The sequence below is a fragment of the Amedibacillus dolichus DSM 3991 genome (genome assembly GCF_000154285.1).
GTDB classification, from domain to species: domain Bacteria; phylum Bacillota_I; class Bacilli_A; order Erysipelotrichales; family Erysipelotrichaceae; genus Amedibacillus; species Amedibacillus dolichus.
In genome coordinates this window covers 28,823-44,434 of the sequence record NZ_DS483467.1, presented here as the reverse complement: position 1 = coordinate 44,434, position 15,612 = coordinate 28,823, and the positions used below count along the sequence as shown (strand labels likewise).

The 15,612-nt window shown below is 37.8% G+C and carries 18 protein-coding genes and 1 other annotated feature; of the genes, 2 read left to right on the top strand and 16 right to left on the bottom strand.

Annotated elements, in window-relative coordinates; translation table 11 throughout:
• Positions 1–178: 178 nt before the first annotated feature.
• On the bottom strand, positions 179–667 hold the full coding sequence (locus tag EUBDOL_RS01445) for a PocR ligand-binding domain-containing protein (RefSeq protein WP_040462868.1): 489 nt from the start codon (positions 665–667) through the stop codon (positions 179–181).
• Between the two features lie 183 nt (positions 668–850).
• Here EUBDOL_RS01445 and EUBDOL_RS01440 point away from each other — a divergent pair, with 183 nt between their 5' ends.
• The gene (locus EUBDOL_RS01440; RefSeq protein WP_004797777.1) at positions 851–1,348 is read left to right on the top strand and encodes a flavin reductase; all 498 of its coding nucleotides are present in this window, start codon (positions 851–853) and stop codon (positions 1,346–1,348) included.
• Between the two features lie 46 nt (positions 1,349–1,394).
• Here the strand turns inward: EUBDOL_RS01440 and EUBDOL_RS01435 are convergent, their stop codons facing one another.
• The 8 genes from EUBDOL_RS01435 to nagA all read right to left on the bottom strand — a co-directional run bounded on the left by EUBDOL_RS01435 (position 1,395) and on the right by nagA (position 8,130).
• The gene (locus EUBDOL_RS01435; protein WP_004797774.1) at positions 1,395–1,658 is read right to left on the bottom strand and encodes a hypothetical protein; all 264 of its coding nucleotides are present in this window, start codon (positions 1,656–1,658) and stop codon (positions 1,395–1,397) included.
• Positions 1,659–1,873: 215 nt separating this feature from the next.
• The gene (nagB, locus tag EUBDOL_RS01430; protein ID WP_004797772.1) at positions 1,874–2,590 is read right to left on the bottom strand and encodes a glucosamine-6-phosphate deaminase; all 717 of its coding nucleotides are present in this window, start codon (positions 2,588–2,590) and stop codon (positions 1,874–1,876) included.
• Between the two features lie 62 nt (positions 2,591–2,652).
• Positions 2,653–3,516 (bottom strand): aldose 1-epimerase family protein, encoded by an 864-nt coding sequence (locus tag EUBDOL_RS01425; protein ID WP_004797771.1) that lies wholly within the window; start codon positions 3,514–3,516, stop codon positions 2,653–2,655.
• Positions 3,513–4,313, bottom strand: a complete 801-nt coding sequence (locus EUBDOL_RS01420) for an HAD family hydrolase (protein ID WP_004797770.1) — start codon at positions 4,311–4,313, stop codon at positions 3,513–3,515. The genes EUBDOL_RS01425 and EUBDOL_RS01420 overlap by 4 nt, the downstream gene beginning before the upstream one ends.
• A 427-nt stretch (positions 4,314–4,740) precedes the next feature.
• On the bottom strand, positions 4,741–5,679 hold the full coding sequence (locus EUBDOL_RS01415; protein ID WP_004797769.1) for an SPFH domain-containing protein: 939 nt from the start codon (positions 5,677–5,679) through the stop codon (positions 4,741–4,743).
• A gap of 20 nt (positions 5,680–5,699) precedes the next feature.
• A complete protein-coding gene (locus EUBDOL_RS01410) occupies positions 5,700–6,128 on the bottom strand; it encodes an NfeD family protein (RefSeq protein WP_004797768.1) in 429 nt (142 codons plus the stop codon).
• A 7-nt stretch (positions 6,129–6,135) separates the two neighbouring features.
• Positions 6,136–6,513, bottom strand: coding sequence for a hypothetical protein (locus EUBDOL_RS01405; RefSeq protein ID WP_004797767.1), 378 nt, complete (start codon positions 6,511–6,513; stop codon positions 6,136–6,138).
• A gap of 477 nt (positions 6,514–6,990) precedes the next feature.
• Positions 6,991–8,130 carry an N-acetylglucosamine-6-phosphate deacetylase gene (gene nagA / locus EUBDOL_RS01400; protein ID WP_004797765.1) on the bottom strand — a complete coding sequence of 380 codons (1,140 nt, stop codon included), beginning with the start codon at positions 8,128–8,130 and terminating at the stop codon, positions 6,991–6,993.
• 181 nt (positions 8,131–8,311) lie between these two features.
• Here nagA and EUBDOL_RS01395 point away from each other — a divergent pair, with 181 nt between their 5' ends.
• Positions 8,312–9,520 carry an FprA family A-type flavoprotein gene (locus EUBDOL_RS01395; RefSeq protein WP_004797764.1) on the top strand — a complete coding sequence of 403 codons (1,209 nt, stop codon included), beginning with the start codon at positions 8,312–8,314 and terminating at the stop codon, positions 9,518–9,520.
• 27 nt (positions 9,521–9,547) lie between these two features.
• Here EUBDOL_RS01395 and EUBDOL_RS01390 read toward each other — a convergent pair whose 3' ends face one another.
• From EUBDOL_RS01390 to EUBDOL_RS01360, 7 genes are all read right to left on the bottom strand, one after another.
• Complete coding sequence (locus EUBDOL_RS01390; RefSeq protein WP_004797763.1) at positions 9,548–10,171, bottom strand: thermonuclease family protein; 624 nt, start codon at positions 10,169–10,171, stop codon at positions 9,548–9,550.
• A 273-nt stretch (positions 10,172–10,444) separates the two neighbouring features.
• Positions 10,445–11,203 carry a transporter substrate-binding domain-containing protein gene (locus EUBDOL_RS01385; protein ID WP_004797762.1) on the bottom strand — a complete coding sequence of 253 codons (759 nt, stop codon included), beginning with the start codon at positions 11,201–11,203 and terminating at the stop codon, positions 10,445–10,447.
• Positions 11,204–11,226: 23 nt separating this feature from the next.
• Complete coding sequence (locus tag EUBDOL_RS01380) at positions 11,227–11,952, bottom strand: amino acid ABC transporter ATP-binding protein (protein ID WP_004797761.1); 726 nt, start codon at positions 11,950–11,952, stop codon at positions 11,227–11,229.
• Positions 11,945–12,604 carry an amino acid ABC transporter permease gene (locus EUBDOL_RS01375; protein WP_022420924.1) on the bottom strand — a complete coding sequence of 220 codons (660 nt, stop codon included), beginning with the start codon at positions 12,602–12,604 and terminating at the stop codon, positions 11,945–11,947. Before EUBDOL_RS01375 ends, EUBDOL_RS01380 begins: the two co-directional genes overlap by 8 nt.
• A 56-nt stretch (positions 12,605–12,660) precedes the next feature.
• Positions 12,661–12,877: a binding site (T-box leader), on the bottom strand.
• Between the two features lie 96 nt (positions 12,878–12,973).
• The gene (locus EUBDOL_RS01370; RefSeq protein WP_022420925.1) at positions 12,974–13,894 is read right to left on the bottom strand and encodes a SufB/SufD family protein; all 921 of its coding nucleotides are present in this window, start codon (positions 13,892–13,894) and stop codon (positions 12,974–12,976) included.
• A gap of 5 nt (positions 13,895–13,899) precedes the next feature.
• Complete coding sequence (locus EUBDOL_RS01365) at positions 13,900–14,604, bottom strand: ABC transporter ATP-binding protein (RefSeq protein WP_004797756.1); 705 nt, start codon at positions 14,602–14,604, stop codon at positions 13,900–13,902.
• An 87-nt stretch (positions 14,605–14,691) separates the two neighbouring features.
• Positions 14,692–15,561, bottom strand: coding sequence for an SPL family radical SAM protein (locus EUBDOL_RS01360; protein WP_022420927.1), 870 nt, complete (start codon positions 15,559–15,561; stop codon positions 14,692–14,694).
• Positions 15,562–15,612: the final 51 nt, after the last annotated feature.

Sequence of the window (15,612 nt, the reverse complement as noted above, 5' to 3'; positions counted from 1 at the left end):
CGCAAGCGTAGCAATTTCTAACCACAGCTGTCAACCCCTTTTTTATATGTTACTGTACTTTTCAAGCGCATATAAATTAATTTTATAATATTTGATTTACATTGTCTATGTATTTTAAACCTTTGATAACAGAAAATGGAAATTTTCATTACATGCTATATTAGCACCTCTGCTTTTTTTATTTTATCATCGCAAAATGATAAGCAATTAAATCCTTTAATAAACCGATAGAAGCCTGCATCTGTCGCTCATTCATCGTATGAATAATTTTAAAATTATGCGCCAGCATTTCCTCATTCAACCCATACTCCTTTGCCAAATAATCCGCCCATTGATCAGCTTCTTCCATTTGCTTTTGTGCAATAATACCTTCGGAAACAATCACACAATGCAAATCGTTATAATTTACCGGCACTGCCCATTTAATCAAGCCCGCATGACAAGAATAAATACGCTCCTTATTTTCATCATCAGCTTCTGCAAAAACATCTAGCGTACAACGCTCACACTTTTTAAGTGCCTTACTTGAAAGCTTCAAGCACTTACAGAAATAGTTTTTTTCACTAGCACTCTTATAATCTTCTTCATTATAAATAATATAACTTCGTAAACCGGTAATACATTGGTATTCCTCCAATACACTTTTTAAAACTTGTTTTGCCTCCATTATCATAATCTCCTTTACTATTACTTAAAATATAGCATATCCGCCTATAAACTTCCATATCCTTCACGTCGTTTTCTTTTTTTCATTAGTAAAATACATACATAAAAATACACAATCACAAAAATTTGCAGCTTGTTTTTTTTATATCTACTGCATATAATAAAAACGAAAGAAGGTTGAAATATGAATACGATTACACCGGAACAACTGCAACGCTCAGTTTTTACGATGATTGGTAAGGAATGGTTGCTGATTACCGCAAAAAAAGGCAATCAGGTAAACACCATGACTGCTTCTTGGGGTGGTATGGGTATCTTATGGAATAAACAGGTTGCCTTTATTTTTATTCGTCCTCAACGCTACACAAAGGAATTTGTTGATGCCAGCGATACTTTAAGCTTAAGCTTTTATGATGAAAGCTATCGTAAACAGCTTTCCTATTTGGGAACAGTGAGCGGTCGTGATGAAGATAAAATCAAAAAAGCAAATCTGCATATTACCTTTGATGAGGATACACCTTACTTTGAAGAAGCCAATACGATACTGATTGGTCGTAAACTTTTTACACAACAGCTTGACAAAGAAGGCTTCTTAAACCATGAGCTAAGGGATAGCAATTATCCTAACGATGATTATCATTGGGTGTATGTAGTAGAAATTGAAAAGGTATTGACTAAGTAAAGGGCTGTGAGAATTTCACAGCCCCCTTTTATTAAGAAGTCGAGTTCTAGCAATCACAACCCCCATTCCAGCTTCCCCAATGATGCTGTTGACAGTTACGCATATTACGCACAAATTCACAAGCTGCTCGATTTTCACAATTGCGACGTCTGCGTGCTTGACGGGCGATACGTTCTACCTCACCAAACGGATCGTTGGCAGAGCAGCCACAACCGCAGCCTCGCGTATTCCAATGATTCCAATTTTCCCACCCATTCCAATTATTGCCATTGTAGAAAAAGTTACTGCCGTTGTTGCATCTGTTACACATAATAATTCCTCCTTATCGTAGTGATACCTCTTCGTATCACATTCTACTATATGCTATAAAAAAAGCCTACTTTAGGCCACTAACCGACTCTTTTCAAGTTTTCATAAAAGGATTAACAAACTCGTGATAATATTACCAATACGTTTACCCAACAAACAGCTTGATAAAATTCGCAAAGAAAAAGTATGCGCATCATAGCCCATACTTCTTTCTAATTAAAGCTTTGCTGCCGCTGCTTCATCAACGATAACAACAACATCAGCGTGATTTTGTAAAACACTTGCCGGACATACAGGATCAACCGGTCCGTTTACCATTGCCGCAACCGCATCTGCCTTGTTTGCACCGGTCGCAACCAAAAGAATTTTCTTTGCTTTCATGATTGTCGCAATCCCCATGGTAATCGCATGTGTAGGTACTTGGTTAATATCGTTATCAAAGAAACGTGCATTATCAGAACGTGTCTTTTCCGTTAATTCTACGATATGTGTTTCTTCAGTAAATGGTGTTCCCGGTTCATTAAAACCGATGTGTCCATTTGCACCGATTCCCAAAACCTGAATATCTACACTGACATTTTCCATTGCCTTTTCATAGGCTTCGCAATCTTCCTTTGTATTTCCATAAGGAACATGTACCTTATCTTCCGGTAAATCAATTCCATGGAACAAGTTTTTATGCATAAATGTCCAATAAGATTCAGGGTGATTGCGATCAATTCCCACATACTCATCTAAGTTGAATGACTGACATTTTGCATAGCTTGTTCCGTTTTCTTTATGATCCTGAATCATATTTTCATATAATCCGATAGGACTGGATCCGGTCGCAAGACCTAATACAGCATCTTCCTTACCGGTTACAACTTCTTTCATAACTTCAAATGCTTCTTTGCTTACTGCATCATAATCTTTAACTACAATAACTTTCATTCATTTTTCCTCCTGCTTACATGCTATCTATATTATACCGCTTATACTGTATTTTTCAAATATTAAAACACTTGAATGCTATAAGATGTTGAAAAAGTTTCTTGCGGCTGTAATAGTTGTGTATCCTCACGCTCATAAAAATCAACATCTAATGGCGAAAAATCCCCATGCCCATACCAAGGCTCCAAGCAAATAAACGGTGCATCGGTTTTGGCTGTCCAAATGGCAAAATACGGAAAATCCTTAATATTCATACGAACGCCATGTCCCTTAGGACCGGATAAGGTAACCTCATCACTCTTTATTCCTTTATAAATTATCGTTGCATATTTAGAAATTTCTTCATAGCTGCATTGTAACGTATCAAAGCTTCGCTTTTCCATATGATATGGAACTTTCCCACTTGGATCAAATACCACCTGTTCTACATTCTCCTGTTTTGAAAACTTTAATGTATAGTCGATAAATTTCTCTCCCTCACAAAGCGGACAGCGAAATCCTGGGTGTAGACCGAAAATAAAGGGCATCACCCGATCTCCGATATTCGTAATTCGATAATCAATATGTAAAGTATCTTCCACAAGTGTATAAGCAATTTCATAATGAAACGGAAACGGATACTTTGACAAGGTTTCCTCATCACTATCCAAGCTCATGACTAGCTTTTGTTCATCTTGATAGGTACACTTTAAATTCATTTGACGAATTAAACCATGATTTTTCATAGCATATTCTTTACCATCAATTGTGTATGTTTTAGAATATGTATTCCCAACGATCGGGAAAAGCGTTGGGTTTTTTCCTGTCCAATACGCTTCATCACCCTGCCACATATATTGCAAGCCGCTTTGCAGATCCGTAAAGCTTAAGATTTCTCCTCCCTTTTCCACAAAACAAACCTCATAGCGTTCATTTTTCAGTTTCATTCTTTTTCCTCCTCTAGCATTCCTAATGCTTCAAAAGCCTGTTGAATTCCGTTTTCTTCAATATCCGGACAAATCATATCCGCAGCTGCTTTCGCACGCTCATCACCATTTCCCATGGCAATTCCGATACCTGCCATTTCCAGCATTCTTACATCATTCACACCGTCTCCGACACAAATCGTATCCTGTAAAGGGATTTGCCAATAGCTGCAAGCAGCGTTCACACCAACACTTTTATCCACACCCTTAGCCGTAATTTCATATACCTCATCACTATGCTTGGTAAGTAGAAATTCATCTTCCAATTCATGAATTGCCATACGATGCTTCTTATCATGCACATAAGCTAAAAGATTAAAGGTTTCTTCGTTTTCATATTCCTTAACTAAGGGCATATTTAAGTACAAATGAAAAAAAGAATCACGTACTTTATGCGATACTCTTCGATCATAATAATCCTCATCAAAGGTTGAATAACGCAATACAAAGTCTAGTTTTCTTGATAGCTGCACCAGCTTTTGTACGGTTTCTAAGGCAATTGGCTGCGCATGGATAACATTACCATTCACGATAGCCAAAGCACCTCCATCGAAAATATAACCATCAAATGGAAATTCGCGAAAAAACTTAGGTAAATTGGCAATTTCATAACGACAGCGACTCGTTGCAATCGCAACATAATGTCCCTGCTTTTTCAATTTCCAAAGCGTTTGCTGAGCACTTAGGGGAATTTCATGCATGCGATGTGCATACAATGTAGAATCAATATCAAAAAAGATTGCTTTCTTCTTCATCATAGTTACCTTACATGATGATTGCATATCTAGATAAGCAAACCATCACCTTTCTCACTTCCATATTTATTATACCGCAAAGTGTCTATACAGAAAAGATACAGTTTCATGCTTAGAATAATCACATGAATTCACATAGTTTCTACATATTTAAAATACTATTTTTTTATATACTATAGTCAGCAAGTAGGAAATACTTGCTGTATGAAATTATCCCTCAATATTTTTCATACTTTCTCCCTTTCATAAATGATATAATAATTTCTAAGGAAAGACAGCGATATGCTGTTTTTCTTTATATATCTTACTTTTACCAATCATAGACATTAAGAAAGCAGATGATAGATAGGTATACAACCTTATGATCATCTGCTATTCAATCTATATAAGATTCTTTTCAATAAAAACTACCGTTTTTTATATTTCACTGCTATTTCTTACCTAAAACATTATCCATAGCATCTTTTGCGGCATCATCAACTAAAATTTCGCGCGCACTTGTTAAAAATGAGGCCATATTCTGTATTTCACTAGGCACAACGATCTTCGTAGCCTTTCCATCTGCCATTTTCTCATAGGTCTCTAAGCTTTTTAAGCTTAAATATTCTTTGGTAGGATTTGCGTTCTTAATCATTTCAATACCACGTGCCTGTGCTTCATAAATTCGTTCCATAGCCTGTGCCTGACCTTCTGCCTCCGCAATCATAGATTCCTTCTTTGCATTAGCACGAAGCACCATCGCTTCTTTTTCACCCTCTGCGGTTAAAATATTGCTGCGTTTTTCTCCTTCTGCACGTAAGATAGACTCTCGACGTTCACGTTCCGCACGCATCTGCTTTTCCATCGCCTCTTGAATATCACGAGGAGGAATAATATTTTTAACTTCCACACGATTTACTTTGATTCCCCATGGGTCGGTTGCCTCATCTAAAATCGCACGCATTTTCGTATTGATAATATCACGTGATGTTAAGGTTTCATCTAGCTCCAAATCACCAATGATATTACGTAATGTAGTAGCGGTTAGATTCTCGATTGCGGTGATCGGTCCCACAACTCCATACGTATATAATTTAGGATCGGTAATTTGAAAATAAACTACGGTATCAATCTGCATCGTTACATTATCCTTTGTAATAACCGGCTGTGGTGCAAAATCCTTGACCACCTCTTTTAAAGTGGTTTTATTAGCGACGCGATCTACAAACGGAAACAAGAGATGAACACCGGTATTCCACGTTGTATGATATGCCCCTAAACGCTCAACGACATAAGCATTAGACTGTGGTACGATACGAATAATATATGCTAATATTCCAACAAAAAGTCCTACAACAAGAATTGTTAACAGCAATGTAAATATATTCATTTTTTTACCCTCTTTCTTTTCTATTTTTCTACTTTTCTAACGAGCAGCTTAGCGCCCTCAATCGCAACAATCTTTACTTTAGCACCCTCTTTAATCGTTTCATCTTCGATTGAAACCGCATGCCAAAGTGTCCCGCTGATCTTTACTTCTCCCCATTCCGCTTTTGTGATCGGCTTAATTACGATTGCTATTTCGCCGATAAAACGATCCGCATTTGTCGCAACGATATTTCCACGTAAATAACGAGCGGCAATTGGTCGCACAATCAGCATACTTACGATCGACACAATAACAAAGCATGTAATTTGTACCCACAGAGGAAGAGCAATACATGCAGTCAAGATACCGATTGCACCGCCTACCGCAAACCAAATGGAAATCAATGCCGTTGGTGTAAGCAATTCCAGCAAAATCGCTATGATACAAACCGCAAGCCAAACAAATACCATACTATTTTCACCCCTTCCCAGCAGTTAATTCAGAAAGGTCCGCAACCAACATATTTTCCTTTTCATCATACTCTGCATTGATTTTTAATCCGCTGATTGATTGGCTTATCATATTACCGATTTCTTCCATGATCATCTTATTGCTGATTCTGGCATATCCTTTTCCAACAGATACTTTGTGCAATTCGTCCATAGAAACTAAACAAAGATCAATTTCACGCTTGGTGATCGGACGAATTCCTAATTTCATATTTTCCTTATCCAATCCGATCATGGCCCATCGTACATCTTCAAAATAAGATGCTGCACTACTGTTAAGCGTAATATTATTAGGATACAATGTCAATACCAACGTGTATGCATTGCCCTTAATCCACGTAAACATGCTGCCACTCCTTTCTATCTCTACATTTAAAGTATATACCTCCTTTTTCTATTTCACAATACATTTTTGCATTTTTCTTATTTTTCTTATTATTTATTCTTTTTCTTATCGCACGTAGAAAAATATGTAGCACCCTTTCCCTTAAATCTTCCTTTTCTATTTTAAACTTTACTATTTTCTGCTTCTAAACAAGTTCCATAACAAAATATCTTTTATTTTTCCTATAAAACGATATGGTCTTTAAAGGCATAGCTTCCTGTTCTAAATATATTCAAATCTTTTTCTTATTTTACCACTACATTGAAATGGCATTGTAAATACAGCGTATCCACTATGTATAGCCTATATCAAACAGCAATACATTCAAAGGAAATATAGGGAATATTTAATATCATCTATGAATCGGTACTTTCATTTCCTACATAATACATATAACAAAAAAAGCAGCCTTTATAGACTGCCTTTCAAGTATCTTTTCTAAAATGCTTCTTTCCCTTTTAGATATGTCATTTCTACGGAATAGTCATCATTTAAAACAACCAAATCCGCATCATATCCGGCAACAATTTTACCCTTGCGATCATCAACGCCCAATAAGCGTGCCGGATTTAATGTACAAGAATTTAAAGCATAGTCAAATGGTACATTAGCACGTTCCACCAATACTTTAATTCCTTCGTTCATACGTAAGGTAGAGCCTGCAAGACCCTTGGTATCTGTAAGATGCGCACTTCCATCTGGATATAGCTCGATTTCATTTCCACCGAACAACACCTTCGTACCAACCGGAAGTCCTTTAACCATTAAGGCATCGGTAACCATGACTGTATAATCACGTCCTTTAGACATAAACAAATCATTCAATGCAGCCGGTTCAGAGTGATTTCCATCACAGATCACTTCACCGAAAGTATCACGGAAACGCATTGCCGCACCTACAAGACCCGGTTTACGATGATGGAACGGTGTCATACCGTTGAAAATATGCGTCATTGATTTTGCACCGTTGGCAATTGCCATACTTGCTTCCTCATATGTAGCAGCAGAATGTCCAATGCTTACTACAACTCCGTTTTCCGCACAATATTTCGTAAGCTTGAAATCATCGTCTTGCTCAGTTGCCATTGTAATAACCTTAATCAAGCCGTTTGCTGCTTTCTGATAACGTTTGAACTGTTCAACATCTGGCTTTAAGATATGTTGCTGTGGCTGTGCTCCTTTGTAAACCATATCCAAATACGGACCTTCAAAGTGGATACCTAAAATTTCAGCACCTTCATATCCTTCTTCAACTACTTTCGCAACATTTGCAACTGCTGCCGTCAATACTTCTTCACTTTGTGTAATCGTTGTTGGACAAATACCGGTAACACCTTCCTCCGGAATATTTTTCATCCAATTACGAAGTCCATCTGCTTCGGCATCATTGGTGTCAAAACCATAAGCACCATGCGTATGGATATCAATAAAGCCCGGAACGATTCGCTTATCTCCATAATCCTTATCAACCGGCTTTGTTCCATAAGCCAATACATTTTTAATTTTACCATTTTCTAATTCAAGTTGAGCTTCTAGAAACTGTCCTAAAACCCATACTCGTTTACTCTGAATAATCATTGGTAGAGTCCTCCTTACTGATACTTCTATTATACTACCTCAAGCTTGAAATTCAAATGGAAAGCGCTTGATTTTCATAAATATGTGAAAAGAAATACCCTTCGGGCTAGGACAAATGAATTGACAACCCTTTACGACCATATTAAAATAAAATATAGTAATATAATATGAGGTGATATAAATGAAAAAAGCAATTCAAATAAAAGATAATGTATATTGGGTAGGTGTCCACGATTTTAACTGTCGTCATTTCCACGGTGATTTATTTCCAATCGCAGAAGGCACGACCTATAATTCCTATTTGATTGTTGATGAAGAAATCACATTGATTGATACTGTTGAGGAAGAATTCTTTGATATCATGATGGAGCGCATTCGCTCTGTTATCGGTGATAAGCCTATCCACAACGTTATTGTTCAGCATGCAGAACCTGACCATTCCGGCGGCTTTATAAAGTTTATGCAGTGCTATCCAAATGCTAAAGCGTATGCAAGCAATGCCGGTGTAAATATCATGCTGAAGCAATATTTCCAAGACTACAATTATCGTAAGGTAAAAACCGCTGATACACTTTGCATCGGTAAACATACCTTGACTTTCGTAGAAATGCCGATGATCCATTGGCCGGATAATATGCTTACATATATTGATAAAGCCAATGTTGTTTTCTCAAACGATGCATTTGGGCAGCATATTTGCAGCTATGATATTTTTGACGATGCACATGGACTTGCGAAATGTTTGGACTGTGCCAAAGACTATTATGCCAATATCGTAATGCCGTATGGAACACAGGTTGCTAATAAATTAAAACAGATTCAGGAAATGAATTTAACCATTGATATTATTGCTCCTGCGCATGGAATTATATGGCGTAGCTATATTCCGGAAATGCTTTCCGCTTATGCTGATTTTGCCAATATGACAGCACAAAATAAAGTCGTTATCGTATACGAAAGCATTTGGAAGCACACTCGTATGATGGCAGAAGCTCTTGCGGAAGGGTTGGGACGCAACGGTATTTGTGTAAAGGTATATCAATGTTCAACCACTTCTCCGGCTGTGTTAATGAAAGAAATTCTTGACGCAAAAGCAATACTAGTCGGTAGTGGAAACTATAACAATGCCATGGCAGGAAGTATTGCCGGCTTCCTTGAACGCTTGGCTAGCTGTAAAGTAAAAAATAAAAAAGCACTTGGCTTTGGCTCTTACGGTTGGTTCCAAGGCGTTACTGCTATGATCAATGAACGCTTGACAAAAGCCGGTTTAACCCTATTGAGTGATGAAGTATTGACACAGAACTACACTCCAAGCGAAGAAGATCTAGATAAACTAATGGAACTTGGAAAAAATATTGCCGAGCAGTTAAAAAACGAAGCAGAAAAATAAGAGATGCAAGAAACCCGCATCTCTTTTTTAGTGCTTTTTACTGTTTTGCGAAATTTTGCGCATACCTTTTTTTATCATACGTTTTCTTTGGGATTTATTTTTCGCAAAAAGCAAGCCTGCGACAATCAATAAAACGCCTCCTCCTATACCGAGCATCGCCTTCTCCTTCGCGCCTTTTTCCTCATAGGACTGATTGCTCCATATATTAAGCTTATCTGCCTGCGCAGCTTTTTGGGCTTTTTGCAAATCATCGGTATAAGCATAATCACCGTAAATATATTTCACCTCAGCAAGCCCTTGCTGAACCAACTCCATTTGAACTAGGCGATCATCAGCATAAACCCAAGCTAACGTACGACCGTACTTATCTGTCTTTTCACTGCCATCATCATATTCCAATTCGATTTTATCAGCCTCGCTCAATAGCTTACACACACATTCACTTGCCTCTTTGCCATAAGGCTCCTTTTCCTTGGTATATTCCGGAGTATCAATAGCTAAATAGCGAACCTTTAACACTTCATTTCCGACTTTCAAATGAGTTGTATCTCCATCTACACATTTTACAAGCTCTGCTTCTTCTCGCGTATTGGCTTGCAAGCTCATCACAGATATTGCAAACAGCATACAAACTAGCAATAATTTTTTCATGTTATCCCTCACTTCCTATCTATTATACCATTTCTTTTGCCAACGCATAGAAAGGATTTCTAAAATATTGAAATCAGCTGATTGTTAAATAAACACTAAAAACAAATGGCTATAAGGTAAATAAAGTCATACACCATACATTTTTTAATGCCTATTCTTCAATTTCTTCGTATTTTTATGCAATCTTTTTTTGGCATAATGCTTTTATTATTAAAATACAGCCTATAAAGTTTAAAAAACGCACATCGCATTTGCTTTGCACGTTTTTTTCTCTTATTTTAAAGATGGATATTTAGCAGCAAGCTTATCAATCGTTCCGTTTTCCTTCAATGTTTTAATAGCTGCATTGATTTCTTCAACAAGCGGAGATCCTTTTTTGAAGCAAATTGCATTTCCTTCCAAATCTGCCAAACCGTTAATCTTTACATATTTGAAATCCGGATTTTCTTCACTGAATTCCATCGCAACCGCTTTTTCAACGATAGCTGCATCATTATTACCTTTCTTTAATTCCGCAACAATCGCAGCATAATCCTTTTTAGCATCTACCTTTGCTCCCTGTGTTTCCTCAAAATGTAAAGCAGCTTCATATTGTACGGTTCCCATCTGGCAGCCGATTGTCTTACCCTTTAGATCATCTTGAGAAGTAATACCGTTCTTTTCAGAATACAACAAATAATTTTGTGAAGTTTCTCCGGAGAAATAAACCTCAGAGAAATCAACCTTTTTTCTACGCTCTGCACTAGGCGTAATACCGGCGATTGCCATATCGGCTTTTCCTGTTTGAATGGAAGGAATCAAAGTATCAAAATCAACGTCCTTGATTTCGATTTCATAACCTGTTTCTTCTGCTATGGCATTGATAATATCAATATCAAATCCGGAAAGATTTCCTTTATTATCAACGACTTCATAAGGAGGATAACCAGAATTGGTTAGCACTGTCAGCTTTTCTTTTTCCTTGCTTTCCTCACCACCGCAGCCTGCTAACAGCATAGCTGCCACAAAACACATACTCAATAGCTTTTTCATTTTCGTTTCCTCTCTTTCTCTATTTAAATCATATTTGACAAGAATTCCTGTGCACGCTCACTTTGCGGTTTTTCAAAGAATTCCTTGGCATTGCTGCATTCCTCAATGCGTCCCTTATCCATATAAACAACATAATCTGCCACATGCTTCGCAAAATTCATCTCATGTGTAACAACGATCATTGTCATTCCGGTATGGTTCAATCCCTGCAATACTTTCAAGACCTCATTGGTCATTTCCGGATCTAAAGCACTGGTCGGTTCATCAAACAGCAATACCTCCGGTTCCATCGCAAGCGCTCTGGCAATAGCACAGCGCTGCTTTTCTCCGCCACTTAACTGATGCGGATAGGAATCAATACGATGTCCTAACCCAACTTTTTCCAACAATTCCTTTCCTTTTTTGTCAGCTTCCTCTTTACTAAGTCCTTTTACCTTTTTAAGTGCGTAGGTAACATTATCCAATGCTTTCATGTGTTCAAATAAGTTGAAGCTTTGAAACACCATTCCAACCTTTTCACGTACCTTTGCCAAATCACACTTTGGATCGGTAACCTTAATATCATTGAAATAAATATCTCCCTGTGTCGGTGTTTCCAACATATTCAAGCATCGGATAAGGGTAGACTTTCCACCACCACTGCTACCGATAATGGCATACGTCTTAGCGTCCTCAAATGTGAAATTGATGTCGAATAGAACCTTTACCTCCGGTCCGTATTCCTTATATAAATGCTCTACCTTAATCATATTTCAGCTTCCTTTCTACCCATTTCCCTAATAGGCTTAATACCTTATTCATAATATAGTAAGCAACGAATACAACAAGCAACGGTTCAAAGAAAGAATAGAATTTGCTTGTTACCGCATCACTGTAATACATCATATCGTGCAAGCCGATGACACCTACAACCGCCGTTTCTTTGGTTAGGGTTATAAACTCATTTACCACTGCCGGCAAAACATTGCGGAAAGCCAACGGTACAACAATATCCTTTGCAATATCCTTACGGCTGACACCTAAAGCTTTAGCCGCTTCGATCTGTCCCTTATCAATTCCTTCCACACCGGCACGAATTATCTCTGATAAATAAGCTCCGGAATTTAACGAGAATACGATAAGTGCCCAAACAAATGGTGAAACATTGTTGAGTGATGGAAACAGTGAGCATAGCCCATAGCAGAAGAATACCAACTGTACATATACCGGTGTTCCTCGAAAGATGTCAATATAGGCTGCAATCACCTTTTCTAAAATCTTACTCTTACGTCGTAAGAAAGCGGTAGATAAGCCGATAATGGTTCCCATCATTGCACAAATAAACGATATTTCCAAAATCAATGGAATACCGCTGATAATCAGCTGCCAATATTCCGCTATAATCGTAAAGTCAAAATTCATAACTGTTCTTTCCTTCCTTTCCATCGTTATAAAATAAAAAGTCCTTGTATATAATATACAAGGACGTAAATCTACGCGGTACCACCTTATTTCTGATGAATCAAGAACTCATCAGCACTTAACCTATAACGCTAGGCTTGCGGGAATTGCCTCATCAATGATTTCGACAACCCAACTCCCAGACACGTTCTCAATACCCTCCTGCTGTCTTTCACCAACCGACAGCTCTCTACCAGAAGAAATACTGATACTACTTCTGTTCTTCGTTTATATGTTCCTATTATACTTAAGAAATCGAAAAATGCAACACCTTTTTTAGTTTTTTTGAAATATTTTCAACAACATTTCATGAAAACAGTTTCACGATTGCTATTTCAAAAAGCCTTCAACAATGACTTTTTCTGCTTCTTCCACATCTAAACCGAATGTTTGCAGTTTCATCAGCTGATCGCTGTTGATCTTACCGATTGCCGCCTCATGTACGATTTGCGCATCAACATGGTTCGCTGCAATTTCGGGAATACTGCTGATCTTTGCCTGATCCATTAAAATGGAATCACATTGAATATGGGCACGAGAACGTGTATTACCAACGGCAATCGGGTGAAATACCTGAATAGAAGTATCCTTTCCTACAGAGCGTGATACAATCTGCACAACACTGTCCTCCCCATTTAAATTTACCTTGACATCGGAATAAGCTTCCTGCTTGCCATGGGTCATCAACTTTTCATTGATAACCAGCTTCGCATTGGCTCCTACATTGGCTAGCGTATCTCGTTTTGTTGAATCGACTCCTTTAATTTGGCTCATATCCATTTGCGCAAAAGAGCCTTCTTCCATGTGAATGATCGTTTTTGGATTTAAGATGCGCTCTCCACTGCCGTTTCCTTCACCATAATGCTTTTCTACATAACGGATTTTAGCGTTTTTTCCGATATGAAACACATGCACACCATCGTGCTGGCTTGTATCACAGCCATCATTATGGATACCACAGCCGGCAATAATTACAACATCGGCACCTTCTCCGATATAAAAATCATTATATACGAGATCATGAATTCCACTATCTGTAAGTATCACCGGAATATGCACCTCTTCTCCTATGGTATGTGGTGCAACATGAATATCAATTCCCGGCTTATCGCTTTTTGCGACAATTTTAATATTCTGTGTGGAATGACGCTCCACCCCTTCACCGTTACGGCGCAAGGAAAAAGCACTCCCGGGCATAAACCCGGAAATGTCCGCAATCGTTTTTATCAATTCTTTTTCCATCGTACTCATATCATTTACCTCTTATACTCACATGTATCAAACTCACTCATTAAAGATGGAAGAATTTCGTCCTTGCTTCCTCTGGTTTTAATTTTTCCGCCTTCAATGATAATGATTTCATCTGCTAACTGCATAATGCGCTCCTGATGAGAAATTAAAATAATGGATTGCTGCGATTTTTTTTGCAGCTTTTGGAAGGTTTCTACCAATTTCGCAAAGCTCCACAAATCAATTCCGGCTTCCGGTTCATCAAAAATCGAAAGTTCTACATCTCTAGCCAAGATGCTGGCAATCTCAATACGTTTAACCTCTCCTCCGGATAAGCTGGAATCCACATCACGATCAAGATAATCTTTGGAACATAAACCAACATCGGTTAAATAGCTACAACAATGTTCTTCGTCCAAAGCTCTTCCATGAGCTAAGGTAAGCAGATTACGCACGCTCATTCCCTTAAATCGCGGAGGCTGTTGAAAAGCATAGCCGATCTTACGCTTGGCACGCTCATCAATCGTTAAATCGGTAATATCCTCTCCATTAAAATATATTTTTCCGCTTGTAGGCTTTTCAATTCCCATAATCAGTTTGGCAAGCGTTGATTTTCCTCCGCCATTTGGTCCGGTAATGACCGTAAAGCGGTTATCCTCAATCGTTAAATTGATGTCCTCAAGTATATATTTTCCATTTACCGCAAAGGAAACATGTTCTAATCTAAGCATATCGAAAACCTCATTTCTTTAAGCTAGTTTATTTTATCACAAATTAGGAAAATAGTTTATGCTATTATGAAATATATATAGCATTTTTTAAAACAAATGCAATTGTTCGTAGACTTTTGCTTCTTCAAAGCTGTGTAAGTATGCAAATATTTCATCTATCTTATATAAAATATTCTCTTTTTTACATGTATCACAAAACATCTTCATCAGTCGTGCATGATTCGGACTATCCACCTCATAACGATTTCCATACCGTCTGATATATACTTGGCTTAAGCCGGGAAAATGATGATCCAACTGTGAATAAAAATATTCTCGATTTCCTTCTCTTAGCGTCAACCCGAAACCAAAACAGACGATCCCTTTGACTCCTGCATCTATACAATAGTCCAAGATTCCTTTTAGATTTTCCTCTGTATCATTGATAAACGGAAGAATCGGATCAAGCCATACAATCGTAGGTATGCCATGTGCCTGTAAAGTCTTTAATGCTAAATAGCGTTCATAGGTAGTAGAAACATGCGGCTCTAATTTTTTACACAAGACCTCGTCATAGCTTGTTAATGTCATTTGTACAACACATTTCGTCTTTTTAGAAATACGCTCTAATAGATCCAAATCATTCAGCACATCACTTGATTTCGTTAAAATCGTTACGCCAAAGCCATATTGCTCAATCAACATAAGAGCCTTTCGGGTATATTGTAAATGGCGCTCCAACGGCATATAGGGATCACTCATAGCTCCCGTTCCAATCATACATTTCTTTCGCTTTTTACACAGTGCTGCTTCTAAAAGCTGCAAAGCATTTTCTTTGACTTCGATATCCTCAAAGCTATGAGACATTTGATAACAGGTACTACGAGAATCACAATAGATACAACCATGCTGACAACCACGATACAAATTCATTCCATTATGTGCATTTAAGATCGTTTTTGCTTTCACAAAATGCATTGCTGCCTACTCTCCCTTCAAAAAACCTCACAGCAAAGCCATGAGGTTGAT